This window comes from Brumicola blandensis (assembly GCF_031846165.1).
Taxonomy (GTDB): Bacteria; Pseudomonadota; Gammaproteobacteria; order Enterobacterales; family Alteromonadaceae; genus Glaciecola; species Glaciecola blandensis.
On sequence record NZ_JAVRIE010000001.1, the window covers coordinates 756,827 to 778,988 of the forward strand.

Sequence of the window (22,162 nt, forward strand, 5' to 3'; positions counted from 1 at the left end):
AGTTAATCCATGAGTTGCTCGGCTAAATAGGTATATTCTAGTGCAAGGCGTTTTGCCGTTTCTTTCAAGTTTGCCGATGCTGAATGGCCACCATCCGTATTTTCATAGTATTCAAAGTCATGACCATACTGTTCAAGTAAATAGGCCATTTTTCTCGCGTGGCCAGGGTGTACCCGATCATCCTTTGTAGAGGTTACGAAAAAGATTGAAGGATAGTCTGACTCTTTTTCTACATTATGAAGTGGAGAGATTGTTTCTAAGAATGCGCGCTCTTCAGCAATATCTGGACTCCCATATTCGCCAACCCATGAAGCACCGGCTAGCAACAAATGATAGCGCAACATATCTAAAAGTGGCACTTGGCACACGACGGCATTCCACAGGTCAGGTCGCTGATTATACATCACACCCATTAGTAAACCGCCATTGCTTCCGCCCATAATACCTAATCGACGAGGTGAGGTTATTTTTTTAGCGATAACCGATTCCGCTACCGCTATCATGTCATTGAATATCACCTGCCGATTAGTTTTTAATCCTGCTTGGTGCCATTTAGGACCGAACTCGCCTCCGCCGCGAATATTCGCTAAAATGTAGACGCCGCCCTTTTCTAACCAAAGCTTCCCTCGAATCCCTGAATAACTAGGCGTCATTGAAACATTAAAACCGCCATAGGCATAAAGCAAGCTTGGGTTTGAGCCGTCATATGCCATATCTTTATTGCGCACGACGAAATATGGGATTTTCACCCCATCTTTTGAGGTCGCTTCAAACTGTTCAACAACCAAGTTACTAGCATCGAATCGTGCCGGCGACTGCTTCGCTACCGCTATTTCACTCGTGTTGGCATTGACTCGGTATAAAGTGTCAGGAGATATAAAGCTTTCTTGATTAACAAACACAAGGTCATGGTCAGAATTGGAAGACGTGACTCGTACTGTGCCATTCTCAGGTAAGGCGATAGCGGATGAACGCCATGTTGAATCATAGTCAAATGACATCACGCGTCCTACAACATTCTCACTTACCGTAATTAACACTTTGGATTTAGTGATATTGACACCCGCGGTAGTTGAACGCGAATTAGGTTCAAATACCAATTGTGCATTAGTCACTTTTTGACTTTCCATCCATGATTTTAAGTCGAAAGAAACCACGCTACCATTAGAAAAGGTTTTGTCGGTAGTGGCCTGCCAGTTGTCTTGCAAACTAACTAACAATTGCCCTTTGAAAACCCCTAACGGACTGCTCTTTTCTGGTATCGGCAATTTTGGTTTGGTTCCATCATCTTTCAACCAATAGTATTCGCTAGTAAAAAAAGAGGTTGCACGGTATGCCATCATTATTTTTTGATCTTCAGCGATTTCTACCATATACACGCCAGCAGCAACATCTGTTACTTCACCTCTAAAAATCTCTTTTGCATCGCTTAAGGCTTGTCCACGACTTAAGATCTTAGTGATAAAGGGATAACCACTTTCGGTTAAGCTCTGTTCTCCCCAATCAGTGCCAACAAGAAGAGTATTCTCATCCTTCCAAGCAACGCTGCTTTTCGCTTCAGGTAGGACGAAACCATTTTCAACAAATGATTTAGTCGCATGGCTCCATTCTCTCACCTCGACGGCGTCTTTCCCGCCATCAGATAGCAAAAGAAGGCACATATCATAGTTTTCGTCGTAACAGTTCGTGCCTTTATATACCCAATTCTTGTTGTTATCCGCTGCTAGCTTATCCATATCAATCATGGTTTCCCATTCGGTTGAATCAGACGAATATGAATCAAGACTGGTACGACGTAAAACCCCTCTTACTTGCTCTGCATTTTGCCAAAAATTATAAACATATCCTCCATAATAATTGCCATATGGAATACGGTCAGTTGCATTAACGACATCTAAAGCGTCACTCTGAAACTGAGAAAAGCGCGGATCTGCAGTTAACTTATCTAGAGTCGATTTATTCCAGGATTGCACTTTTTCAAGGGCTTTTTCACCTTCAACCTCTTCTAGCCAAAGCGGCGCAAGCTCTGATTCGCTCACCTCAACGTCGAGCGTGATATCTTCCACTGCGGCTTCCTTTTCATTACTACATGCTGTGACAAAGAGCGCAGCAACGCTCAATCCAATTAGTCTTTTATTCATTTTATTTTCCATTATGTAGAGTATTAACTAAGTATTGCGTAACAAACGCTCGCGATCAAACAAGATATTATAAAACTGAGTGCCGCCCCTTCTCTTACCATGGTCCTAATTTCTATCTCGCCCGTTCCGTAAGCAATTGCATTTGGCGCAGTTGCGACAGGTAACATAAATGCAGAACTCGCGGCCATTGCCGCAGGTATCATAAGCACTGCAGGATCGACTCCGTAAGACACGGCAACAAGGTAGAGTATAGGCATTAGTAATGTCGCGGTTGCTGTATTACTGGTAATTTCTGTTAGATAGGTGACACAAAGACACATTACAATTAGCATCAAAAATAACGGCATTTCTGTTAACTGCTGAATCCCCTCACCTAGCATTAAACTTAAACCAGAAGCTGTAAATCCTTTAGCAAGCGCAATACCGCCCGCAAATAACAATAACATTCCCCAAGGAATACTAACGGCAGTATCCCAGTCGAGTAATCGTCCGCCTTTACCATTTGGCACCATGAACATAATCACCACAGCAGCTAAAGCAACTGTACTGTCCCCTGCTTGGCTCACCCCTAGGATATCACTCCAGCCACCAAACGGTGCATTTCTCGTTACCCACGCGAGCGCAGTCAATCCAAATACCAATAAGGTGCGCTTTTCTTCAACTCTCCAATCACTAAGAACGGGTAGCTTGACGTCTGGTAAGCCTTTAATATTTCGAGTTAACCACAGGGCCATAATAGGAACAGCTATTAAAACGATTGGAATGCCGATCTTCATCCAATCCACAAAGCTATATTCTTGTCCAGTTTGTGTTTCATAAATACCAGCAAAGATCACATTTGGCGGGGTTCCGATTAATGTACCTAGCCCACCTACACTCGCGGCATAGGCTATCCCCAAGATTAGGGCAACTTTAAGATGTTTATCTTCCACTTTCTTTAATACAGCTAAAGCAATGGGCAGCATTATAAGAATAGTCGCTGTATTTGATATCCACATTGATAATAGTGCTGATGCCAACATAAAACCAAAAACCAATCGCTTTCCACTTGTTAAACCCACCACTTTAACCATCATGATGGCTAGACGCTCATGTACGCCCGACTTTTCCAGTGACTTAGACAGCATAAATGCGCCCATTAGCAACAGTATAACGTGGCTACCGAGCGCAGCTGATACATCTTTATGGTTAAGCACATTAAACATTGGTAGCAATGCAAAGGGAACGATTGATGCTACCGGGATTGGGACTGCTTCGGTGACCCACCAAGTAATGGTGAGTATTGCTACAGCTGCGGTAACACTTGGCTCGTAATCCAGCTCGATAAAACGTAACAGTGCGTATGTCACTAGAGCTAATATCGGCCCTATTATTATGAAAATGTTTTTTGTCATGTTGTACACTTCATCATTATTATTTTATGTGTAAGCTACTGGCAACGTGTTTTTGTCAGGAGTAAATGTAATCATACGTAGTATTGGACAGATTGCGAATTCAGACAATCATTTGTTTTTTGGTCTATGTAATTGTTTGCATGTGACACTTGCAAACAATATAGTTTGCTTTATAGTGATGTGGTTCTTTTTAATAACAGGCAAAAATTGTGAACATTGTTGCAGTATTGACCACTGATATCGTTCATTCGACAAAGTTAAGTACTTTAGAATATAACTCGATAATAACTACGTTAAAAACATACTTAGACCGCGAAATAGATGGAAAGGATGCGTCGTATGAAATCTATCGCGGGGACAGTTTTCAAATTTATTTTCAGGATGTTCAACAAGCGATGAGAGCCAGTATGGCATTGCGTTTTTACTTTCGCTCTGGCATTGACTGTCCAAGTATCGAGCTTACTCAATCTTTGGCTTTGGGCGAGTATGAGCAACTATCGGATAAACCTGGGACATCAGTTGGACAAGCATTTATTTTATCGGGTCGCGCTCTCGATAAAGCTCAGCGTGGAGAGTTTGTCTTCAACATGTGTGACGGCTTACCGTCAGTAGACCTCAGCCTGTCTACTCGCTTTCTCAACCATTTACTCGCCGGTCTCACTGAGAAACAAAGTGGCGTTTTATTCTATTATGTTTCGCTGAATGGACCAGAACAAAAAGTCATTGCAGAATTGTTAGATATGACACGACAGAATGTCGCGACCCATCTAAAACGAGGTGGTGCTGACTTAATTAGAGCTTACATAGAAACTTATGAAGCACTTATCTCTGATTCCCTGAGTTCCACAATTAATCAAAGGACAAGGTAATGAAGCTACTTCTTTTACTTTTATTGGCTCACTACGTAGCGGATTTTTACCTACAAAAGCACGATTGGATAATGTGTAAAGTAAAGAATAAGCACCGTTCCTTCGGTTTATTCAAACATATCCTTGTTCACTTTCTTCTTACGTTTATTGCTTTATTTTTTGCTGGCATTGGCTTTGGACTGCCATTTTTCTCAGCATTATTTATTATCATTGTATCTCACTATTTGATTGATATATGGAAGACCTATCAATCTTTCGAACTTCGCTTTTTTCTTGCGGATCAATTGGCTCATTTGGTTGTCATTGTCGCCATTAGTTTGTGGCTCAACGAGCTTACTCTTGATTCAATATTACAAAGCATCGATGGGTTTATGAGCACGAAGGTGCTCATGATTGTTTGTGCATTTGTTATTGTGTGTAAACCGGCATCATTGGTCATTAGTTTAGCGCTGAAAAAATATACTGCACAATTTGATGAATCTGAAAAAGCGAATGATGGCTTGGCGACTGCTGGTGAACTCATTGGGTATTTCGAACGAGGGTTAATACTTAGCTTTATCCTGATTGGCCAATTTGCTGGAGTTGGTTTTTTGTTAGCAGCAAAAAGCGTATTTCGCTTTGGTGATATGCGACGTCAAACGGATAGAAAACTTACTGAATACATAATGCTAGGCACTCTATTTAGTTTCTCTTTCGCAATTGCCATTGGCAAATTAGCAGAACAGCTGTGGAAAGTGCTTAGCTAAACTACCTGTTAAGCTAGTGCATGTTATCTTTTACAAAGTCGTCCAAAATAATGGGGCGACCGAGTAAAAAGCCTTGGTACTTATTCACGCCAACCTTGCTCAAGAGTTCAAATTGCCTTTCTGTCTCGATGCCTTCAACGACCGTGTCCGTTCTCAGTGCTTTACACATATCCATAATCGCAACAAAAAGATTATAAGCGCGTTCACTGTTTTCTAAATCCAATATAAAACTACGATCAATTTTCACGACGTCAAACTGAAACTGTCGCAGATAACTAAGGGAACTATAACCCGTTCCGAAATCATCTAACGATATCCTAAAACCGGCTTTTTGAATTTCCAGCAGCCTTGCTGTAGGGCTTTCGTCCTCTAACATGAACACCGACTCCGTAATTTCTAATTCAATGAGTTCATGTGCCGCATCGTATTCAGAACATATACTGATAATTTGAGGTAGGAACTCAGGGTCTAAAATTTGTGGGGAAGAAATGTTTACTGAAATAGGTATTTTAACACCATAGTTTGCTAAGACGTTTCCAAAAACGGCAGCTTGCTTGACTGCTAATAAACCTAAAGCTGATTCTAAACCGTGTTGTTCTATCATTGGAATGAAAACACCAGGAGACACATGACCAAAACTTGGCGAATGCCACCTACAAAGTAATTCAGCACCGATTAATTGTCTTTGCTCATTATACTTACCTTGCAGAACAAAGTTCAAAGACTCAGATTTTACTGCTTCCCGAAGCTCATTCAGCATATTCAGTTTTTTCATTGCTTCGTCAGTAATACCTTGATAAAAAATTTGAACTTCATTTTTGCCACGTGATTTAGCGTTGAACATCGCGGAGTCAGCTGCGCGAATTATTTCATCAAAATACTTTCCATTATCTGGATAAACAGCGATCCCGACAGAACACGAAATCGGTATCTTTTGGCCTTCGACTTCAAAGTCCATTTTATTAACACACCGAATTATTTCATCCCCGTTTTCTAGCAAGAGACTTTCTTGTGTGTGAGGAAGAATATATACAAACTCTTCGCTTCCCCATCTGCAAAGGTGCGCACCTTCTCCCAAAAGAGCTGAGAATGCATCTGCTTGATGAGTGATAAGTAAATCACATGCCTCATGCCCCCAACGATCGTTAACTTCATTGAAGCCTTCAAGCTCAACAAAAACAACCGAGAATTTAATCTGTTCACAACTGTTCACAAGCCTGTCAAACTGTAACTTTAACGATGTTCTATTGAGCAAATTGGTAAGCGGGTCAAAATGTGCAAGTTGATACAGCTTGCGCTCAGACTTTTTCTTGTCTGTTAGATCTCTAAGTGCGACAACATAATAATCAGAAGCGGATTCGTTTGACTTAAATTCACTTATTTTGAGGTCAACATCGATGACATTCTGATCACTTAAGTGTAAGTTTGTTTCAATACTAAGTGATTCGTCTTTTCTCAATTCCTCAAGCTCCAATCGACTAAACTTGATAAACTTCGACAGACTGTAGCGACCTATTGTCTTACCAGACAAATTGGAGATTTTACAAAACGCCTGATTAGCCTCAAGCAAGCGAAGTGATTTGTTTATGATCAACATAGGTTCTGTTGAACGTGAAAAAGCATAGGACATTAATTTTGAAGAAGCTTCCGCTTCGACGAGGTCTGTGACGTCTTTCAGTGTGCCGACGATTGATTGCGCCGCATCATCATCAAAGGCCACAATTCGTCCTTTGAAGCGCAACCACGCATAGTCTTTGCCTTGTTTAATGCGGTAAGCGCCATCGACAATAGTAGAGAAGCCCATTTTATGTAAAGACCAATTTAGGGTCAGATTATCTAAATCGTCCGGGTGTACTGATTTTGCAAAGTCGTCGTAGCTAACTACTCGTTCTTCTACTTGCGTAGCGTGGTTTTCATACTGTCTAAAATGAAAAGAATCATTCGATTTTTGCCAACTCCAAATCGATTCACCACTTGCCCAAAGCGCCATTTCGAGCAAGCGCTTTGACTCTTCGGTTTCCACACTTTTCTCGTAAAGTTCCTGACTTTTCGCCGATAGAATATCTTCCGCTTCCGCTCTAGCGTTTTTTTCGCGGAGTAAACGGCGTTGTAGTCTTTCAATCTGTTTGTCTTGATCATTCATGACTGACAGGCGCTTCATTATGGTTGTGAGATAAGTCCACTAACTGTGAACACGGCTACGTTGGATTCTTCCAATCAAATAGAATCACCACACATCGCGAGTATACCATCACATACCAAATGCGCAAGCTTTAGACTATTAATCGCCCTCTTTTTAAATATAAATCAATGATAACAATAGGTTATCACTTATACCTAAAGTACTACTTTGTGCGCTCGTTAGAACACCGTTTAGAACAATATTTAACCGATGGCCAGTCCCTTTCCCACTTTTTACGCCACGTGAATGGACGATGGCAAACAGGGCAAATCTTACTAGGAAGTTCAGACTTCTTCATTATTGTCTAGTTTCTGTAGAAAGATATCACCATCTTCAAGAATACGAGTGACTTTTGCGTCATCCATTTTTCCGAATGTTCGATAAATCATAGCCATGCGAGGATTATTTTCAAATTTACTTTTATTGCGGTGCAAAAAGTGCCAATACATATAGTTGAATGGACAAGCCTTCTCGCCCGTTTTTTCTTTTACGCTGTAGTGACAGTTTTTACAGTAGTTAGACATTTTGTTTATATAGGCACCGCTCGACCCATATGGCTTACTCGCTAAGTTTCCACCGTCCGCGAACAAAACCATCGCGCTTACGTTTGGCAGTTCCACCCATTCATAAGCGTCAGCATAAACTAATAAGAACCATTCATTTAGTTCGTCAGGTTGGATACCAGCAAGTAAAGCAAAATTACCTAATACCATCAATCTTTGGATGTGATGCGCATATGCATGTTCCTGAGTATCAGAGACACATTGCGATAAGCAGTTCATTTTAGTGTTTGCAGTCCAGTAAAAGTTTGGTAACTTGCGCGCTGCATTCAAATAGTTATCGGTCTTCAAATTAGGCATAAAGTGCCAATAGAAACCGCGTACATATTCACGCCACCCAAGTACCTGCCTTATAAACCCTTCGACTGAATTAAGCGGTGCTTTCTGATCAAAATATGCTTGTTCTGCAGCTTGAATGACTTCCATCGGCATCAAAAGGCCTGTGTTTAAATACAAGCCAATGTGCGAATGATACAGCCATGGATCCCCTTCCAGCATAGCGTCTTGATATTGCCCGAAATCACAAAGTCGCTCTTCAATAAAAGTGTGCAGCACTCGCAGAGCACCTTCTCTATCTACAGCAAAATGAAAGCCTTTGAGCGTACCGAAATGAGAAGCAAACTCTTCATCTACTAAATCAATGACTTCTTGAGTAATGTTATCGATAGAGAAACTAGACGGAGCCGGTATTGTCGGTACACTTTTAAACGAATCACGATTATCAGCATCGTAATTCCATTTACCACCAATCGGCTGTTTCCCTTCCATCAATATACTGGTTTGTTTTCTGAGCTCTCTATAAAAGAATTCCATACGAAACTGCTTTTTACCCTCAGCCCACTGGGAGAAGAAACTTTGCGCTGCGATAAAACGATTATCATCACATATTTGTACATTGATATTAAAACGCTCAGACCATCCGCTAATTTCTTCCAATAGACGATATTCACCAGGATGGCAAACGACAAGACTGTTTGGTTGGTATTGTTTAATTGCATGCTCAACATGAGCACCGAGTGAGCCGCAATTATCACTAGCGTCGTAGCGATAATAATCAATAGGCCAACCTTTATCTTTAACAGCTAGGGCAAAGTGCCGCATTGCGCTGAACACAAACGCGAGCTTCTTTTTATGATGTTTTACATAAGTGGCCTCAGCTTTGACTTCTGCCATTAACACTTTGTCGGTTTTAGAGTCGAAACCTTGCAGACTCGACATGTCAAAGTTTAGCTGATCACCCAATATAAGTACGAGTTTATCCATTATTCAGCCTGCTCATTTCTTTCTTTCATTTCTGAAAATGCATCTAATGCTCTTTGTCGAGAGGCTTTCAGATCAACAATAGGTTTAGGATAATCTTTCCCAAGTTCAATACCGCAGGCTTTTAAGACATTCTTTTCAGCTGCCCAAGGTTGATGAATGAGTTTACTGGGTAGTTTTGCTAATTCAGGACAATACGTTTTGACATACTCACCTTCTTTGTCAAATTTTTCACCTTGCAACAGCGGATTAAACACCCGGAAGTAAGGCGACGCATCCGCTCCAGAGCCCGCTACCCACTGCCAACCGGCAGAATTGCTTGCCATATCTGCGTCGAGTAAACAGTCCCAAAACCAACGTTCCCCTTCACGCCAATCGATCAGTAAGTTCTTGACTAGAAAGGAGCCGACGATCATCCGCACTCTATTATGCATGTAGCCAGTTTTATATAGCTCACGCATTCCGGCATCAACAATAGGGATACCCGTTTGACCTTTTTGCCAAGCCTCAAGGTCCTTGCGACTGCTACGCCACGGGAAGTGATTAAATTTTGCATTAAAGTTAACTTCGTTAATATTATCGAAGTGATACAACAAATAATAACTAAATTCTCGCCAACCTAGCTCTGATAGATAGACATCTAAGTCTTTATGATCAAAGGCATTATCAAAGGCCCCTAGTATCGCAAACCATGCTTGATTGGGTGATATTTCACCAAAATGTAGATGAGGAGATAACAAGGAAGTACCTTTTACCGCAGGCAGGTTTCTATCATTTTGATATGATTGTGCCGCTTCTTCAATAAACCTACTTAAGCGACTTGCTGCGCCCTCCTCTCCTGGCTCCCACATCTTTTCCATGTCTTTGTACCATGGGATTGACGGCGTAAGCTTTAGCTGTTCGATGCCCGTCTCGCCAGCGCCTTTCGCCTCACACAATGTTAAATTTTCAGGTTTACTTACCGGAAAACGAGGTGGGTCTTTTTGTAAGCAGCCCTTTCGATAATAGGGTGTAAATACTTTATAGGGAGTTTCATCCTTTTTCAGGACCTGCATTGGTTCCCATAACAAACTACCATTAAAACTCCGCGCAGGAATATCATTTTTGTTGAGTTCTGATTTTATTGAAGCGTCACGCTCTCTTTGCCATTCCTCATAGCATCGGTTCCAAACAACTGAGCTCGCGCTATATTCTTCGCATAGTTGAGGAATGAGTTTTTTTGGATCACCACTCAGCACAAGCAAGTGATTGTCTAAACTTTTATTCAATGACTTTAGCGAATTGTGCAACCACCATTGACTGGCGCCGCCCAGCTTTGCGTTTTTTGGTGCGGTATTATCGAATATAAATACAGGGAGCACATTGCCTTGTTCTGCGGCAAAGGAAAAGGCTGGATTGTCCAATAACCTGAGATCTTGACGAAACCACATGATGCACACGTTATTTTGAGAATTATTTGCCGTCATTTCTTACCTTTTTATTTGGACATAACATAATAGATTACAAGTAACTTTTACTCTCTTGCTAATTAATTAGATCGAAAAAACCTTATATTCTGTAAGTACTTTATTCGCTCAAAACAAAAGGTCGACTCTATGTCTCGAATTGGTATCCATTGGTTTAGAAAAGACTTACGCTTACAGGACAATGAATCCCTGCAAGCACTTGCTAAATCAGTCGATCACGTCATCTGCGTTTATATTCACTCAAGTCAAAACCTTTCTCCTGATATTGAATATTCGTTATGCAAGCACGAGGTAAAAGGTAATCATCGAAAACGCTTTTTGCGTGAATCACTAGATGACTTAAACAAATCACTAGAAGCATTAGGCCAAACGCTAATCGAACTAGATGAACAACACTCAGTTGTGGCTGCTTTAGTTGAAATGGTCAAAGCCAATAATATCAGTGCAATCTCATGCGAGTGGCATTGCGGCCTCAATGAAAGAACCCAATGGGAAGTCTTAAAAGAATCTCTACCTGACTTAGAGTTTATTCAGTGTAATAGTAGTAATTTGTATGATCAGAGTGGACTCCCGTTTCCCTTAGATGAATTGCCAGATACATTTACGCCGTTTAGGAAAAAAGTAGAAAAAAGATCAACACGTCGCCCTATTTGTCTTCATGTAGATTCCTTACCTCCTCCCTACTCTATGAAGGAAACTTCAAGCCGAGCAAAGAAAGAAAATAAAGAAAGTCAGCCACACTACCCACTACTCGTTGGTGGAGAAAGTGCGGCCAAAAGGCAACTAGACTACTATCTTTGGGATACTGATTTACTTTCTAACTATAAGCAAACTCGCAACGGCCTGGATGGTTGGGATTTTTCCAGTAAACTATCTGCTTGGCTCGCGCATGGTTGTATTAGCCCCACAACGGTGGCTGACGCTATTACAGAGTATGAGCATCAGCGAACAAAAAATGACTCAACATATTGGTTGTTTTTTGAATTGTTGTGGAGAGAATTTTTTCATTGGCAGCACGTCAAGAATGGGGTTTCCAGTTTTGATAAGGCGGGCCCAAAACAGCTTGAAATTACCTCTCACTTTGACCAAAGTAAATATGACGATTGGTGCAACGGAACGACAGGCTACGACATAGTTGACGCGTGCATGAAACAACTGAATCAAACCGGCTTTATGTCTAACCGAGGTCGTCAACTTGTCGCCAGTTGCTTCGTACATGAATTAAATTTGGATTGGCGTTATGGCGCAACCTATTTTGAATATCAACTCATCGATTTTGATGTGGCAAGCAATTATGGTAACTGGCAATACTTGGCGGGGGTTGGTGCAGATCCTCGCGGCCACCGTCAATTTAATCTCGTTAAGCAAACTGAGTTCTATGATCCCTCCAGACAGTTTATACAACAGTGGCTTGTAAAGTAGGTAAAGCAGCAGAATGGCTTTGAAACAAGAGATTTCAGTCGTGTGGTTTAAGCGTGATTTAAGGCTAAGAGATAATCCGTGCTTAGAGGCAGCAATTAAAAGTGGATTGCCTTTTTTATTGCTTTACATAGTTGAACCAGAGCAAGAGGCTGACCCGCACTTTGATATCCGTCATTGGCGTTTTATCTATCAATCTATTGTCGATCTAAATGAGCAACTAGATGAGTCGAGGCATAGCATCCATATTGTTAAAGGCTCAGCAATAGAAGTGCTTCAAGCGATACAAAGCTCGCATGTCTTAAAACACCTTTTTAGTCATGAAGAAGTCGGCCTGGCGCATACCTTTGAACGAGATAAAGCCGTAAAGCAACATTGTGAAAACACTCAAGTTCACTGGCATGAGTGTGAAAATGGTGCGGTATATCGCAGACTCACCAATAGAGCATCATGGGCAACGCTCTGGAATAAACGAATTTTGGCTCCGCTATCAACATATTCGATTGAAGACGCGACAGCACTGTCATTGAAAGACTGTCCGTCATTAACACCGTATATTTTTAATCCACCAACAGCGTGGCAACAAGCCAATGACCTAATGCAATTAGGTGGAGAAAAAAGAGCATGGTTTACCTTGAAGCACTTTTTTAAAGTGCGGGGTAAATCATATTATGGGAACATTGGTAATCCCACGGTGGCCAGAGAAACCTGCTCTCGACTATCCCCTTATTTGGCTTGGGGAAATATATCCTTAAAGCAAGTCTATCAATACACGCTTAAACAGGAAAAACGTCCCGGATGGGCGCGCTCTATTTCGGCCTTACAATCAAGATTGCACTGGCACTGTCACTTCATTCAAAAATTTGAAAGCGAATGTGAAATGCAATTTCGAGCAGTTAACAAGGCATATGAAGCTTTCCCATACTGTGACGGCGACGATCAGGAAAGTCGTCTAAACGCCTGGAAACAAGCGAAAACTGGCGTACCGATAGTTGATGCATGTATGAAAGCCGTGTGTGCCACAGGCTATTTAAATTTTCGAATGAGAGCAATGTTAGTGAGTTTCTTGTGTCACCACCTAAACGTAGATTGGCGTTTAGGTGCAACTTATTTAGGGGCACAGTTTCTTGACTTTGAACCCGGCATTCATTATCCCCAGTTTCAAATGCAAGCAGGCGTGACCGGGGTAAACACCCTCAGAATTTATAACCCGGTAAAGCAATCGATTGATAAAGACCCAGATGCGATATTTATAAAGAAATGGCTACCTGAACTGAACAACTTGCCCGCACCAATAATCCATCAGCCGTGGGAATTATCTCCCATGGAATTTGGGATGTATGATTTTGATTTGATGCGTGATTACTGCCCACCAATTGTAGACATTGAACAAGCAGCTCGTGAAGCGAGAGACAGAATGTGGGCGTTTAAATCAAAAGTTGAGGTGAAAAAAGAGGCTAGCAGGATACTCAGTAAACATACTGTATAAGCTTATTTTTATTGGCTTACTGTGCGCTATCACCCTTGCTGTTACCATTTTTGACCTCAGATTGTGTTTCTTCGATTTGTGACGGCACTGACTGTGGTGAAGCAGATGCAGCTTGTTTTTTCTTTTTTAAATCTTGCTCTTTCAACCACTGATTCAACAAACGAATTTGACCATTTTTATAGGCTGCATAGGTTATGCGTAATGAATTAGACAGCATATCACTGTCAGTCCAGCCCGTCTTCTCTGCCAATTCTTTATAATTTTCCATGGCAGCAGGCGTAACATAGCCACGTATCAGTTTTTTACCTAAGGCTTTTTGTTTCTCTCGAAAGCGACGCTGTTTTTCAGCATTGGCACTTTTTTTCGGGTTCTTCATGATTAACTTTTGTACTTATTGCATATTTTTTAATAGTGTACTGCAAAAATTGCTTTTTTTTTAGAAAAATTCACTGTTCAGAGTTGTTTAGCGTACAAGTGTTCGCTAAATTACAGGTTCTTGTATAACAATAGAATTAAACATGACAAATAGACAATCAACATTTAATAAAGAAGACCTTCTAAAATGTAGCTCCGGCGAAATGTTTGGCCCTGGCAATAGCCAACTGCCTGCGCCAAATATGCTTATGATGGATCGCATAGTAACCATTACGGAAGAAGGTGGCGAGTTTGGAAAAGGTCATATCATCGCTGAACTAGATATCACTCCTGACTTGTGGTTCTTCGATTGTCACTTTCCTGGCGACCCTGTCATGCCAGGTTGTTTAGGACTGGATGCAATGTGGCAATTAGTCGGATTTTTCTTGGGTTGGTCTGGCGGACCAGGTAAGGGTCGAGCCCTTGGCGTCGGCGAGGTGAAATTCACAGGCCAAATTCTACCAACCGCAAAGAAAGTGACCTATGAAATCGACTTAAAACGAGTGGTGAAGCGTCGCTTGTTTATGGGCCTAGCTGATGGAACTGTTTCTGTTGATGGGAAACAAATCTACGCAGCCAAAGACCTGAAAGTGGGTTTATTTCAGGATACGAGCGCATTCTAATGTGGTAACTAAATTCTTAGAAGCAGGTTGTAATAATCAGCAAGAAACAAAAAGCCCGATTAACTCGGGCTTTTTTGTATTAAATTAGGTTTTTATCTGGCGATTAAGCCTGCTTGTCTGTCGGTGAGTGCCTCTCTCCACCCTCCTAACCATTCAGACCTTGCTACTGTTGCTTGAAATGGACAATTTTCTTTCGAACGACCTGAGATCCCTGCTTGATAACCCTTTGCGTGTGCACGTGTAAGTTTGTCTCGTTTTTGTCTTTTCATTGATTCACCTCATTTGGTTAAAATAAGTAGCTAGAAAAAGCTGAGATGTCTATTTTCTTATGTGTGTTTTTTCACAGCTAGACAGGTACATACATGTTTTTTCAAGCCACACTATATAGATAGCGCTTGCTCTAAAAAGTTTCAATGATTTTATTTTAACACTATTCTTGAATCTCAATAAGAGTCTGATATTTATTGAAATGTTTTGATGGGTTATTTGTTTATAAAAACTATATTTTTAGAGTGGGAAGTTATTAAAAACATGAAAGCCCCTTATATAGGGGCTTTCTAAGTTGATTTTAATTACGCTGGCTTATTTTCGACGGCGGAAAATACTGGCAACGAACAACATTGCAAACATCAAGACGCCCGTACTGGCACCCTGCCTCTCTAAAGTATCTTCGTCAGCGGAACAATCAGAGGGCTCAGCACCAGTAGGATTGAGCATTACTGCAACTACAGTATCGGTAAGTACTTCGTTCCCATCATCGTCTGTCAGGATCTCACCACGCACATTTCTAACGGGACGCTTGGTTGATGCTGAAGCCATAATCACGTTACTGTCATTGATATCTAATGCTTCAATGATGTTGTAATCAGTACCGCAAGGCAATAAATCGTTTAGATTGGTGAAAGTTTGCGATCCAATATCATACATAAAACCTGCCGTTGGGCGTTGAGTAGTTCCTGTCACCACATCAACATCAGCGGAACCAACAATGATATTTTCATTATTCATCGCTCGCGGCAGAGTGCTAGAACTCACAAAGAATCCGTCTACAAAATCGATGTCATCGGTACTTAAGTTATATACGTACATACGACTTCTGGACACATTATTGATACGTTCACTTCTTACGCCAGTGACAAAATTATTGTCATTAATGTGTAATGCCGAGTTAGGAAGTAAATCATCATCTTCTATCATGCGCGTAACAACGCCGTTTTGGAATATTGCTGCAGCGGTAGAGAAAAGTTGATCTTCGCCAATCTTCAGCGATGCAACACCGACAGCTACGCCATTAACGTTAACGTCCAATGCTTGACTCGTTCCGGCATTTGCAATCTCTTCTTCATCAGTAACTAATGTTCCATAAACCGTTGTATCGATAATATTGCCTTCGACATCTAATGACCAAAGTGTTGCTCTCTCTGTCCACAGACCACTGCGTCGACTGACAGCACCCGTGCTACTTGTAGATGTGCGTAATCGAGCCTGACAGACTTCTACTGGTTGATCACCACGGGTTTCTTCATCAAGACAATTTGCATTAGCTAATACCAATGCATCACTTGGTGCAACTGAACCCACACCCGCCACTACATAGTTTTGATTAATAGAGTTTACCAGGCTGCTGCCGCCAAGCGTGGTATCTGCAGGTACAAGTCCTACTGTGGTGTCGCCAACCTGAACAAAGCCACGTCGGTCAAAATCAAATACATTGTATGTCAGCACATCACCATTTTCGTTAGTGTATTCAATAATACGGTTTGGCCCTTCGGTGTTTCCGATTATATGAGTACCGTTGGTGGAATCTCGAAGTGTGGTTTCCATAGAAAAACTAAAACCACCGAGTTCGTCACTCTCTTCATCAAACGCTTTTATATATTCGAAAGAATCATTTACATACTTATAACCTAAGAATTGTCCCAGTTGCTGAGTCAATACGCTGAAGTTACTTGAACCTGTGCGAACATAATTAGTTAAAAAATTATAATCGCTTAAATTAGGATCGCCATTCCGAACAGCATCAATGTCGGTCAGTGCAGCAGCAAAAAAGTCACTGTCTAAGTCAATTAAACGGAGATCGATTGGTGGATTATAGTTATTCTGAAAAGTGGTCAGTACTAAGCCGGTATTATCGATAGAAGAAGCATATTGATTCTCACTGAGCTCTCTAGCTGGTAATTCTGTTACTGTGTAAGACGCGGCTAAAATAGGTAAAGAAGTAGTCGCTAAAACTACAGCTGACGCCAATCGAGTAAATTTCATTAATATTCCTGTTACTGCTCGTTATTTTGTAAACTTTCTAATTCATCCCACCGCTCATAGGCATGCGAGAGTTTTTCTTCGAGTTCTGAGAGTTTTTGCAACTCTGCCTGAACATATTCTTGGTCTTTTTGGAAAAATTCAGCTGAATTGACGTCTTGTTGAAAGGCCTCAAGCTTTTCTTCCATATTTTCTATTTCTTTGGGTAAACTTTCCAGCTCCCTTTTGTCTTTGTATGATAACTTGTTAACCGGCTTATTAACAGAAGGCTTGTTAGCTTCTGATGGGCTCTGCTTCTGTTCGACTTTAGGTCGCTCATCGGCTTGAGCCTTACTTTCTGCTTCTTTTTCATCATACCAACGTTTCATATCCGAATAACCACCTACAAACTGATTTATTCGGCCATTACCTTCAAATACCAGACTTGAGGTAACAACGTTATCGACAAACTCTCGATCGTGGCTAACTAATAAGACGGTACCTTCGTATTCAACCAACAAAGATTCAAGCAACTCGAGCGTTTCGACATCGAGATCATTCGTTGGTTCATCGAGGACCAATAAATTGCTTGGTTTTAACATCAGTTTGGCAAGCATCAGTCGATTTTTCTCGCCCCCTGACAATGTAGATACTGGTGCGTTCACCCTATCGGCTGAAAATAAGTAATCTTGCAAGTAGCCAATCACGTGTCGAGTGCTGCCGTTGAAACTCACTTCTCTTTTACCATCAGCAATAACATCTATCACTGGTTTGTCGAGTTCAAGCGTTGAGCGATGTTGATCAAAATATGCTACCTCCAGGTTTGTACCTCGGAAAATATCACCGCTATTCGCTTCAAGCTCGCCGAGTAACAATTTTATCAATGTACTCTTGCCACAACCATTACCGCCGATAAGAGCAAGTTTTTCGCCTCGAGTAATTAATAAATCAAGGTCTTTCACCAATAATTTATCAGCAATACTAAAGCTCAGATGCTCAGTTTCAAAAATCCGTTTGCCCGATTGTCCACCAGTATTGCGTTGTATAGTGGCATTACCTGTTACATTGCGACGAGATTTGTACTCATCTCTTAGCTTCTTCAGCGCTCGCACTCGACCTTCATTTCTCGTTCGACGTGCTTTGATACCCTGCCTAATCCAAACCTCTTCTTTAGCTAGTTTTTTATCAAACTCTTTGTTCTGTGTTTCTTCGACGTCTAGGTCATGCGCTTTTTGGGCTAAATAGGTTTCGTAATCGCCGGGATAGCTTTTTACTTGCCCTCGATCAATATCAATGATGCGCGTGGCTAGTTTCCTAATAAACGCCCTATCATGGCTAATGAAAACGATAGCACCTTCATAATTAAGCAAGGCTTTCTCTAACCAAAGCACCATTTCAATATCAAGGTGGTTGGTGGGTTCATCCAGAAGAAGTAAATCAGGTTGTGACACCAACGCGCGTGCTAATGCCGCTTTTCTTCGCCAGCCCCCTGATAATTCCGATAGTTTTTGCTCTGCGGGAAGTTGGAGTTGTGTAAGCACATTATTAATTCGCTGCTCAAATTGCCAAGCATTGCGCGCATCCAACTGTTCCTGTAGTTGTTGCATTTTGCTGAGGTTTTTTTCACTCGGATCGTCACCAATAATCGACGTAATATGGTGATACTCTTTCAGTATTTGAGCCACATCGTCAAGACCTTCCGCAACGTAATCAAAAATATCACCACTCACATCTTGCGGTGGATCTTGTGGTAAGCGAGAAATAAGCACATCACTGGGCGCAATGCGTTGCCCTTCATCGAGCTTAATCTCATTAGCGATCACTTTAAGCAATGTAGATTTGCCGCTACCATTTCGGCCGACGACGCAAACTCTCTCACCACTTTGAATATTAACTTCAGCTCTATCAAGCAAAGGAGGTTGCCCAAATAGAATAGACGCGTTTTTTAACTGCATTAAGTTCATTTTACAAATTGGACCAAGTTATCTAATTCAAAAGGCCAAGCCAGTTCAGCTTGGCTGTCACTGCGTTTCAATACGGGAATTCTGGCACCGTATAAATGAAACAAATCATGTGAATCTCTGATATTCACTTTGTTAAGTGTTATCTCAGGAAAGCCTTGTGCATTGTGTTCTTCTACAAGTTTTACTGCCATTTCGCAGAGCGAACACTGCGGTCCGGTATAGAGAGTAAGTATCACAGTGACAATATCCAACATTGATGTATTTTTGGACTACGTTTAAAGTCCTCAGGGATACTCGAAGCACTAATATTCTCAACATTGAAGCCTAATGCTTCAATATCAGACTTAGCCAAGGTGAATTGACGTAGGTTATTGCTGAAGAATATTTTTCCATTTTCTTTTAAACATTGCTTCGCATTCGCTAGTAGCTCGACATGGTCACGCTGGACATCCCAGGTATTATCCATTCTTTTCGAGTTTGAAAAGGAAGGCGGATCAATAAACATTAAATCATATTTCCCATGTTCTCTTGCCAACCATTTAGTGCAATCAGCTTGCACGAACTGAAACGCCCCATTGAGTTTATTTAAAGCAAAATTATCCTTTGCCCAATCTAGGTAGGTGTTGGACATATCAACCGTGGTGACAGAGTTGGCTCCCGCTTGAGCAGCGTGTACTGAAACGCTGCCAGTGTAAGCAAAAAGGTTAAGTACATCTTTTGCACGACATAACTGTTTGAACCTTAAACGAGTATCTCTATGGTCTAAGAACAAACCAACGTCCAAGTAATCGTTTGGATTAATATAAAACTGAGCTTGATTTTCATGCACAACGACACGTTTGCCCTTCGATGAGACTTTTTCGTATTGTTCTTTCCCTTTATTTTGACGACGTGTTTTTACTGCCATGTTACTTGGACTAATGCCCAATACTTTTGGTACATGAATCAACACTTCTTGGAGACGTTGGCGCGCTTTTTCTTCTGGCACTTCTTTCGGTGCTGCATATTCTTGCACGATTGCCCAATTGTCATAGATATCGACTGCCACATTATAATGTGGAAGATCAGCGTCATAGATTCTATAGGCATTCGTATCTGTGCGTTTTAACCAAGGTTTTAAGCGCTTGAGATTCTTTCTCAAGCGGTTTGCAAACTCATGATTATCATCAGTTTGCTGCTCAAATACTTCTAGGTTTTGTCCCTTCAACACATAATTAACCAAATTACATTCGAGCTTACCATTCATCATTTTATATTGACGGGTATAACGTAATTTAAGTGCTTTTAGCAGGTCGGGGTTTGAGCTCAGCAGTGATAAGTGCCAATGTGCGAAGTGTGACTTAAAATGATTTCCAAGCTTATCAAATAGCGGTAGCAAAGCTTGATACTCACCCAAGCGCTCACCATACGGGGGGTTGGATACAATATATCCAGCAAATCCATCCTCTTCCAGTGCGTCACTTGCTTGTGGCAGAGTTACTGAGCTGTCTAGCACATCGCATTGTTTGAATTCAATGAACTGCGACACGCCTGCTGCTTCTGCATTTTTACGCGCTAAATCAACCAAACTCGTGCTTAAATCGTAAGCATAAATCGTTTGTTTAGGCTCTGTGATTGCCCCTTTTGCCTGTGCTACTGCAGCTTCAAACAATGCTGGCTCATGTCCTAACCAGTGACTAAAGCCCCATGTTTCTCTTTCCAGGTTTGGCGGAATGTTTGCCGCAATCATAGCAGCTTCAATCGCGATGGTGCCAGAACCACACATAGGATCAAGTAGCACATTGTTACTATTATTCGCCCAACCACTACGCATGAGTACACCGGCCGCCACATGCTCTTTCAAAGGCGCTTCACCCGCATCGAGACGGTAGCCGCGACGGTGTAAACTGCCGCCAGAGAGGTCAATGCACAAGTGCAATGTCTCTCTTCTTAGTCGTGCTTGAATCACAATACCTGGATTGGTTTTATCTACCGAGGGTCGCTCTTCGCCAGACTCTTGAAATTGGTCCACTATGCCATCTTTTGCTTTTAGTGCACCAAACTGACTATTATTAATGGCATTGTTTGTGCCATTGAATTGGATCATGAAAGGAACATATGAGTCAAAGTGCGATTGCCAATTGACCTGCTTTACCACGTCATACAACTCTTCCGCACTATTCACTTTGCCACTACCAACAACCCATAGCACACGGTTTGCTAACCTAGAATGTAGACATAAATTGTAGGCATCTTCTAAGCTGGCTTCAAACGAAACTTGCCCGGGCTTTAATTGAATAGCGGGTTCGTCACTTCCTGCATTTCTGGTTTTTGATAGGATGTCTTGAACTTCTGTTTTTAAAAGTTCATCGAGCCCTTTTGAGCTGGTTACAATGATTTCAGGCATTTACCAATTCCTTAATAAGTGGTGGACCTTGATAAATAAATGACGAATATACCTGTAAAAGTGTCGCCCCAGCATCGAGCCTGGCTTTAGCATCTTCTGCATTAGAAATTCCACCGACGCCAATAATCGGTAGCTTACCTTCTAGCGCATCTGCTAGTATTTTTGTGAGTTCAAGACTTTTGTGTGTCAGCACTGCGCCGCTTAAACCGCCAGCTTCCGCTGCATGTTCATGGCCTTCAACAGGCGCTCTATCTAGAGTCGTATTGGTTGCGATTACACCATCCATTTTCGCTTTGATGAGTGAACTAGCAATTGAAATAACTTCTTCTTTGCTAAGGTCTGGCGCGATTTTTATCAGAATAGGAACATATTTACCATAGGTCAATTCTAGGCTCAGTTGACGCGCTTTTAAGCCAGCTAATAGCTTATCGAGCGCTTCACCATATTGCAGGTTACGTAAGCCAGGCGTATTTGGAGATGAAATGTTGACCGTAATATACGAAGCATATGCATAGACCTTGTCCAAGCAAATAAGATAGTCCTCTAATGCATTCTCTTCAGGTGTGTTTTTATTTTTACCAATATTAATGCCTAAAATGCCTTTGTAGTTAGACTGCTTTACTTGTTCAACAAGATAGTCGACACCTTTGTTATTAAAACCCATTCTATTAATGATGGCTTGATGCTCAGACAATCTAAATAGACGCGGCTTGTCATTCCCGGCTTGAGGCTTAGGTGTGACTGTACCAACTTCTACAAAACCAAAACCCATGGCAGCGAATGCATCAATACATTCCCCATTCTTATCTAAACCGGCCGCTAGACCAATTGGGTTTTTAAAGCTCATCCCCAAGCACTCCACAGGCTTTGCTGGAACTGACTGTGAGTAAAGCTTATTTAAGACGTTACCTTGAGAACGCTTTAAAAAACCAATAGTAAAATCATGACTCCATTCGGGGTCACGGTTTAAAAGAAAATTTTGAACTAATGAATACACAAAACATAACCTAT

At 41.4% G+C, this 22,162-nt stretch carries 17 protein-coding genes and 1 pseudogene; 5 read left to right on the forward strand and 13 right to left on the reverse strand.

The genetic code is table 11. The features are described 5' to 3' along the window. Positions 1 to 2: 2 nt before the first annotated feature. On the reverse strand, positions 3 to 2,141 hold the full coding sequence (locus tag RM544_RS03345) for a prolyl oligopeptidase family serine peptidase (protein ID WP_311360342.1): 2,139 nt from the start codon (positions 2,139 to 2,141) through the stop codon (positions 3 to 5). Positions 2,142 to 2,164: 23 nt separating this feature from the next. Then, positions 2,165 to 3,535 carry an SLC13 family permease gene (locus RM544_RS03350; RefSeq protein WP_311360343.1) on the reverse strand — a complete coding sequence of 457 codons (1,371 nt, stop codon included), beginning with the start codon at positions 3,533 to 3,535 and terminating at the stop codon, positions 2,165 to 2,167. A 209-nt stretch (positions 3,536 to 3,744) separates the two neighbouring features. Between RM544_RS03350 and RM544_RS03355 the strand changes: the two genes are divergently transcribed. Both RM544_RS03355 and RM544_RS03360 read left to right on the forward strand, forming a co-directional pair. After that, positions 3,745 to 4,404 carry a hypothetical protein gene (locus tag RM544_RS03355; RefSeq protein WP_311360344.1) on the forward strand — a complete coding sequence of 220 codons (660 nt, stop codon included), beginning with the start codon at positions 3,745 to 3,747 and terminating at the stop codon, positions 4,402 to 4,404. Continuing rightward, positions 4,404 to 5,150, forward strand: coding sequence for a DUF3307 domain-containing protein (locus tag RM544_RS03360; protein ID WP_311360345.1), 747 nt, complete (start codon positions 4,404 to 4,406; stop codon positions 5,148 to 5,150). Before RM544_RS03355 ends, RM544_RS03360 begins: the two co-directional genes overlap by 1 nt. Positions 5,151 to 5,163: 13 nt before the next feature. Here RM544_RS03360 and RM544_RS03365 read toward each other — a convergent pair whose 3' ends face one another. The 4 genes from RM544_RS03365 to RM544_RS03380 form a co-directional block, all read right to left on the reverse strand. Then, on the reverse strand, positions 5,164 to 7,293 hold the full coding sequence (locus RM544_RS03365) for a sensor domain-containing protein (protein WP_311360346.1): 2,130 nt from the start codon (positions 7,291 to 7,293) through the stop codon (positions 5,164 to 5,166). Between the two features lie 202 nt (positions 7,294 to 7,495). Then, positions 7,496 to 7,630, reverse strand: coding sequence for a DUF2256 domain-containing protein (locus RM544_RS03370; RefSeq protein ID WP_311360347.1), 135 nt, complete (start codon positions 7,628 to 7,630; stop codon positions 7,496 to 7,498). Further along, positions 7,617 to 9,155 (reverse strand): cryptochrome/photolyase family protein, encoded by a 1,539-nt coding sequence (locus tag RM544_RS03375; protein ID WP_311360348.1) that lies wholly within the window; start codon positions 9,153 to 9,155, stop codon positions 7,617 to 7,619. Before RM544_RS03375 ends, RM544_RS03370 begins: the two co-directional genes overlap by 14 nt. Beyond that, positions 9,155 to 10,618: a cryptochrome/photolyase family protein gene (locus tag RM544_RS03380; protein WP_311360349.1), complete on the reverse strand. Its 1,464-nt coding sequence runs from the start codon at positions 10,616 to 10,618 to the stop codon at positions 9,155 to 9,157. Before RM544_RS03380 ends, RM544_RS03375 begins: the two co-directional genes overlap by 1 nt. Positions 10,619 to 10,747: 129 nt before the next feature. On the opposite strand from RM544_RS03380, the gene RM544_RS03385 reads away from it, so the two are divergent. Next, positions 10,748 to 12,040, forward strand: coding sequence for a DASH family cryptochrome (locus RM544_RS03385; RefSeq protein ID WP_311360350.1), 1,293 nt, complete (start codon positions 10,748 to 10,750; stop codon positions 12,038 to 12,040). Between the two features lie 13 nt (positions 12,041 to 12,053). After that, a complete protein-coding gene (locus RM544_RS03390; protein WP_311360351.1) occupies positions 12,054 to 13,526 on the forward strand; it encodes a cryptochrome/deoxyribodipyrimidine photo-lyase family protein in 1,473 nt (490 codons plus the stop codon). A 130-nt stretch (positions 13,527 to 13,656) separates the two neighbouring features. Here the strand turns inward: RM544_RS03390 and RM544_RS03395 are convergent. Next, a pseudogene (locus RM544_RS03395) lies at positions 13,657 to 13,902 on the reverse strand (RepB family protein); the annotation flags it as partial. A gap of 142 nt (positions 13,903 to 14,044) precedes the next feature. Between RM544_RS03395 and fabA the strand changes: the two are divergent. Continuing rightward, positions 14,045 to 14,563, forward strand: a complete 519-nt coding sequence (gene fabA / locus RM544_RS03400) for a bifunctional 3-hydroxydecanoyl-ACP dehydratase/trans-2-decenoyl-ACP isomerase (protein ID WP_311360353.1) — start codon at positions 14,045 to 14,047, stop codon at positions 14,561 to 14,563. A gap of 92 nt (positions 14,564 to 14,655) precedes the next feature. Here fabA and rmf read toward each other — a convergent pair whose 3' ends face one another. From rmf to pyrD, 6 genes are all read right to left on the reverse strand, one after another. Continuing rightward, positions 14,656 to 14,832, reverse strand: coding sequence for a ribosome modulation factor (rmf, locus tag RM544_RS03405; RefSeq protein WP_311360354.1), 177 nt, complete (start codon positions 14,830 to 14,832; stop codon positions 14,656 to 14,658). 313 nt (positions 14,833 to 15,145) lie between these two features. Continuing rightward, complete coding sequence (locus tag RM544_RS03410; RefSeq protein WP_311360355.1) at positions 15,146 to 16,825, reverse strand: DUF3466 family protein; 1,680 nt, start codon at positions 16,823 to 16,825, stop codon at positions 15,146 to 15,148. An 11-nt stretch (positions 16,826 to 16,836) separates the two neighbouring features. Next, positions 16,837 to 18,765 carry an ATP-binding cassette ATPase Uup gene (gene uup / locus RM544_RS03415; protein WP_311360356.1) on the reverse strand — a complete coding sequence of 643 codons (1,929 nt, stop codon included), beginning with the start codon at positions 18,763 to 18,765 and terminating at the stop codon, positions 16,837 to 16,839. After that, a complete protein-coding gene (locus RM544_RS03420; RefSeq protein ID WP_409220038.1) occupies positions 18,762 to 19,019 on the reverse strand; it encodes a glutaredoxin family protein in 258 nt (85 codons plus the stop codon). The genes uup and RM544_RS03420 overlap by 4 nt, the downstream gene beginning before the upstream one ends. Further along, positions 18,998 to 21,151, reverse strand: coding sequence for a bifunctional 23S rRNA (guanine(2069)-N(7))-methyltransferase RlmK/23S rRNA (guanine(2445)-N(2))-methyltransferase RlmL (gene rlmKL, locus RM544_RS03425; protein ID WP_311360358.1), 2,154 nt, complete (start codon positions 21,149 to 21,151; stop codon positions 18,998 to 19,000). The genes RM544_RS03420 and rlmKL overlap by 22 nt, the downstream gene beginning before the upstream one ends. Beyond that, positions 21,144 to 22,148: a quinone-dependent dihydroorotate dehydrogenase gene (gene pyrD, locus RM544_RS03430; protein WP_311360359.1), complete on the reverse strand. Its 1,005-nt coding sequence runs from the start codon at positions 22,146 to 22,148 to the stop codon at positions 21,144 to 21,146. The genes rlmKL and pyrD overlap by 8 nt, the downstream gene beginning before the upstream one ends. Positions 22,149 to 22,162: the final 14 nt, after the last annotated feature.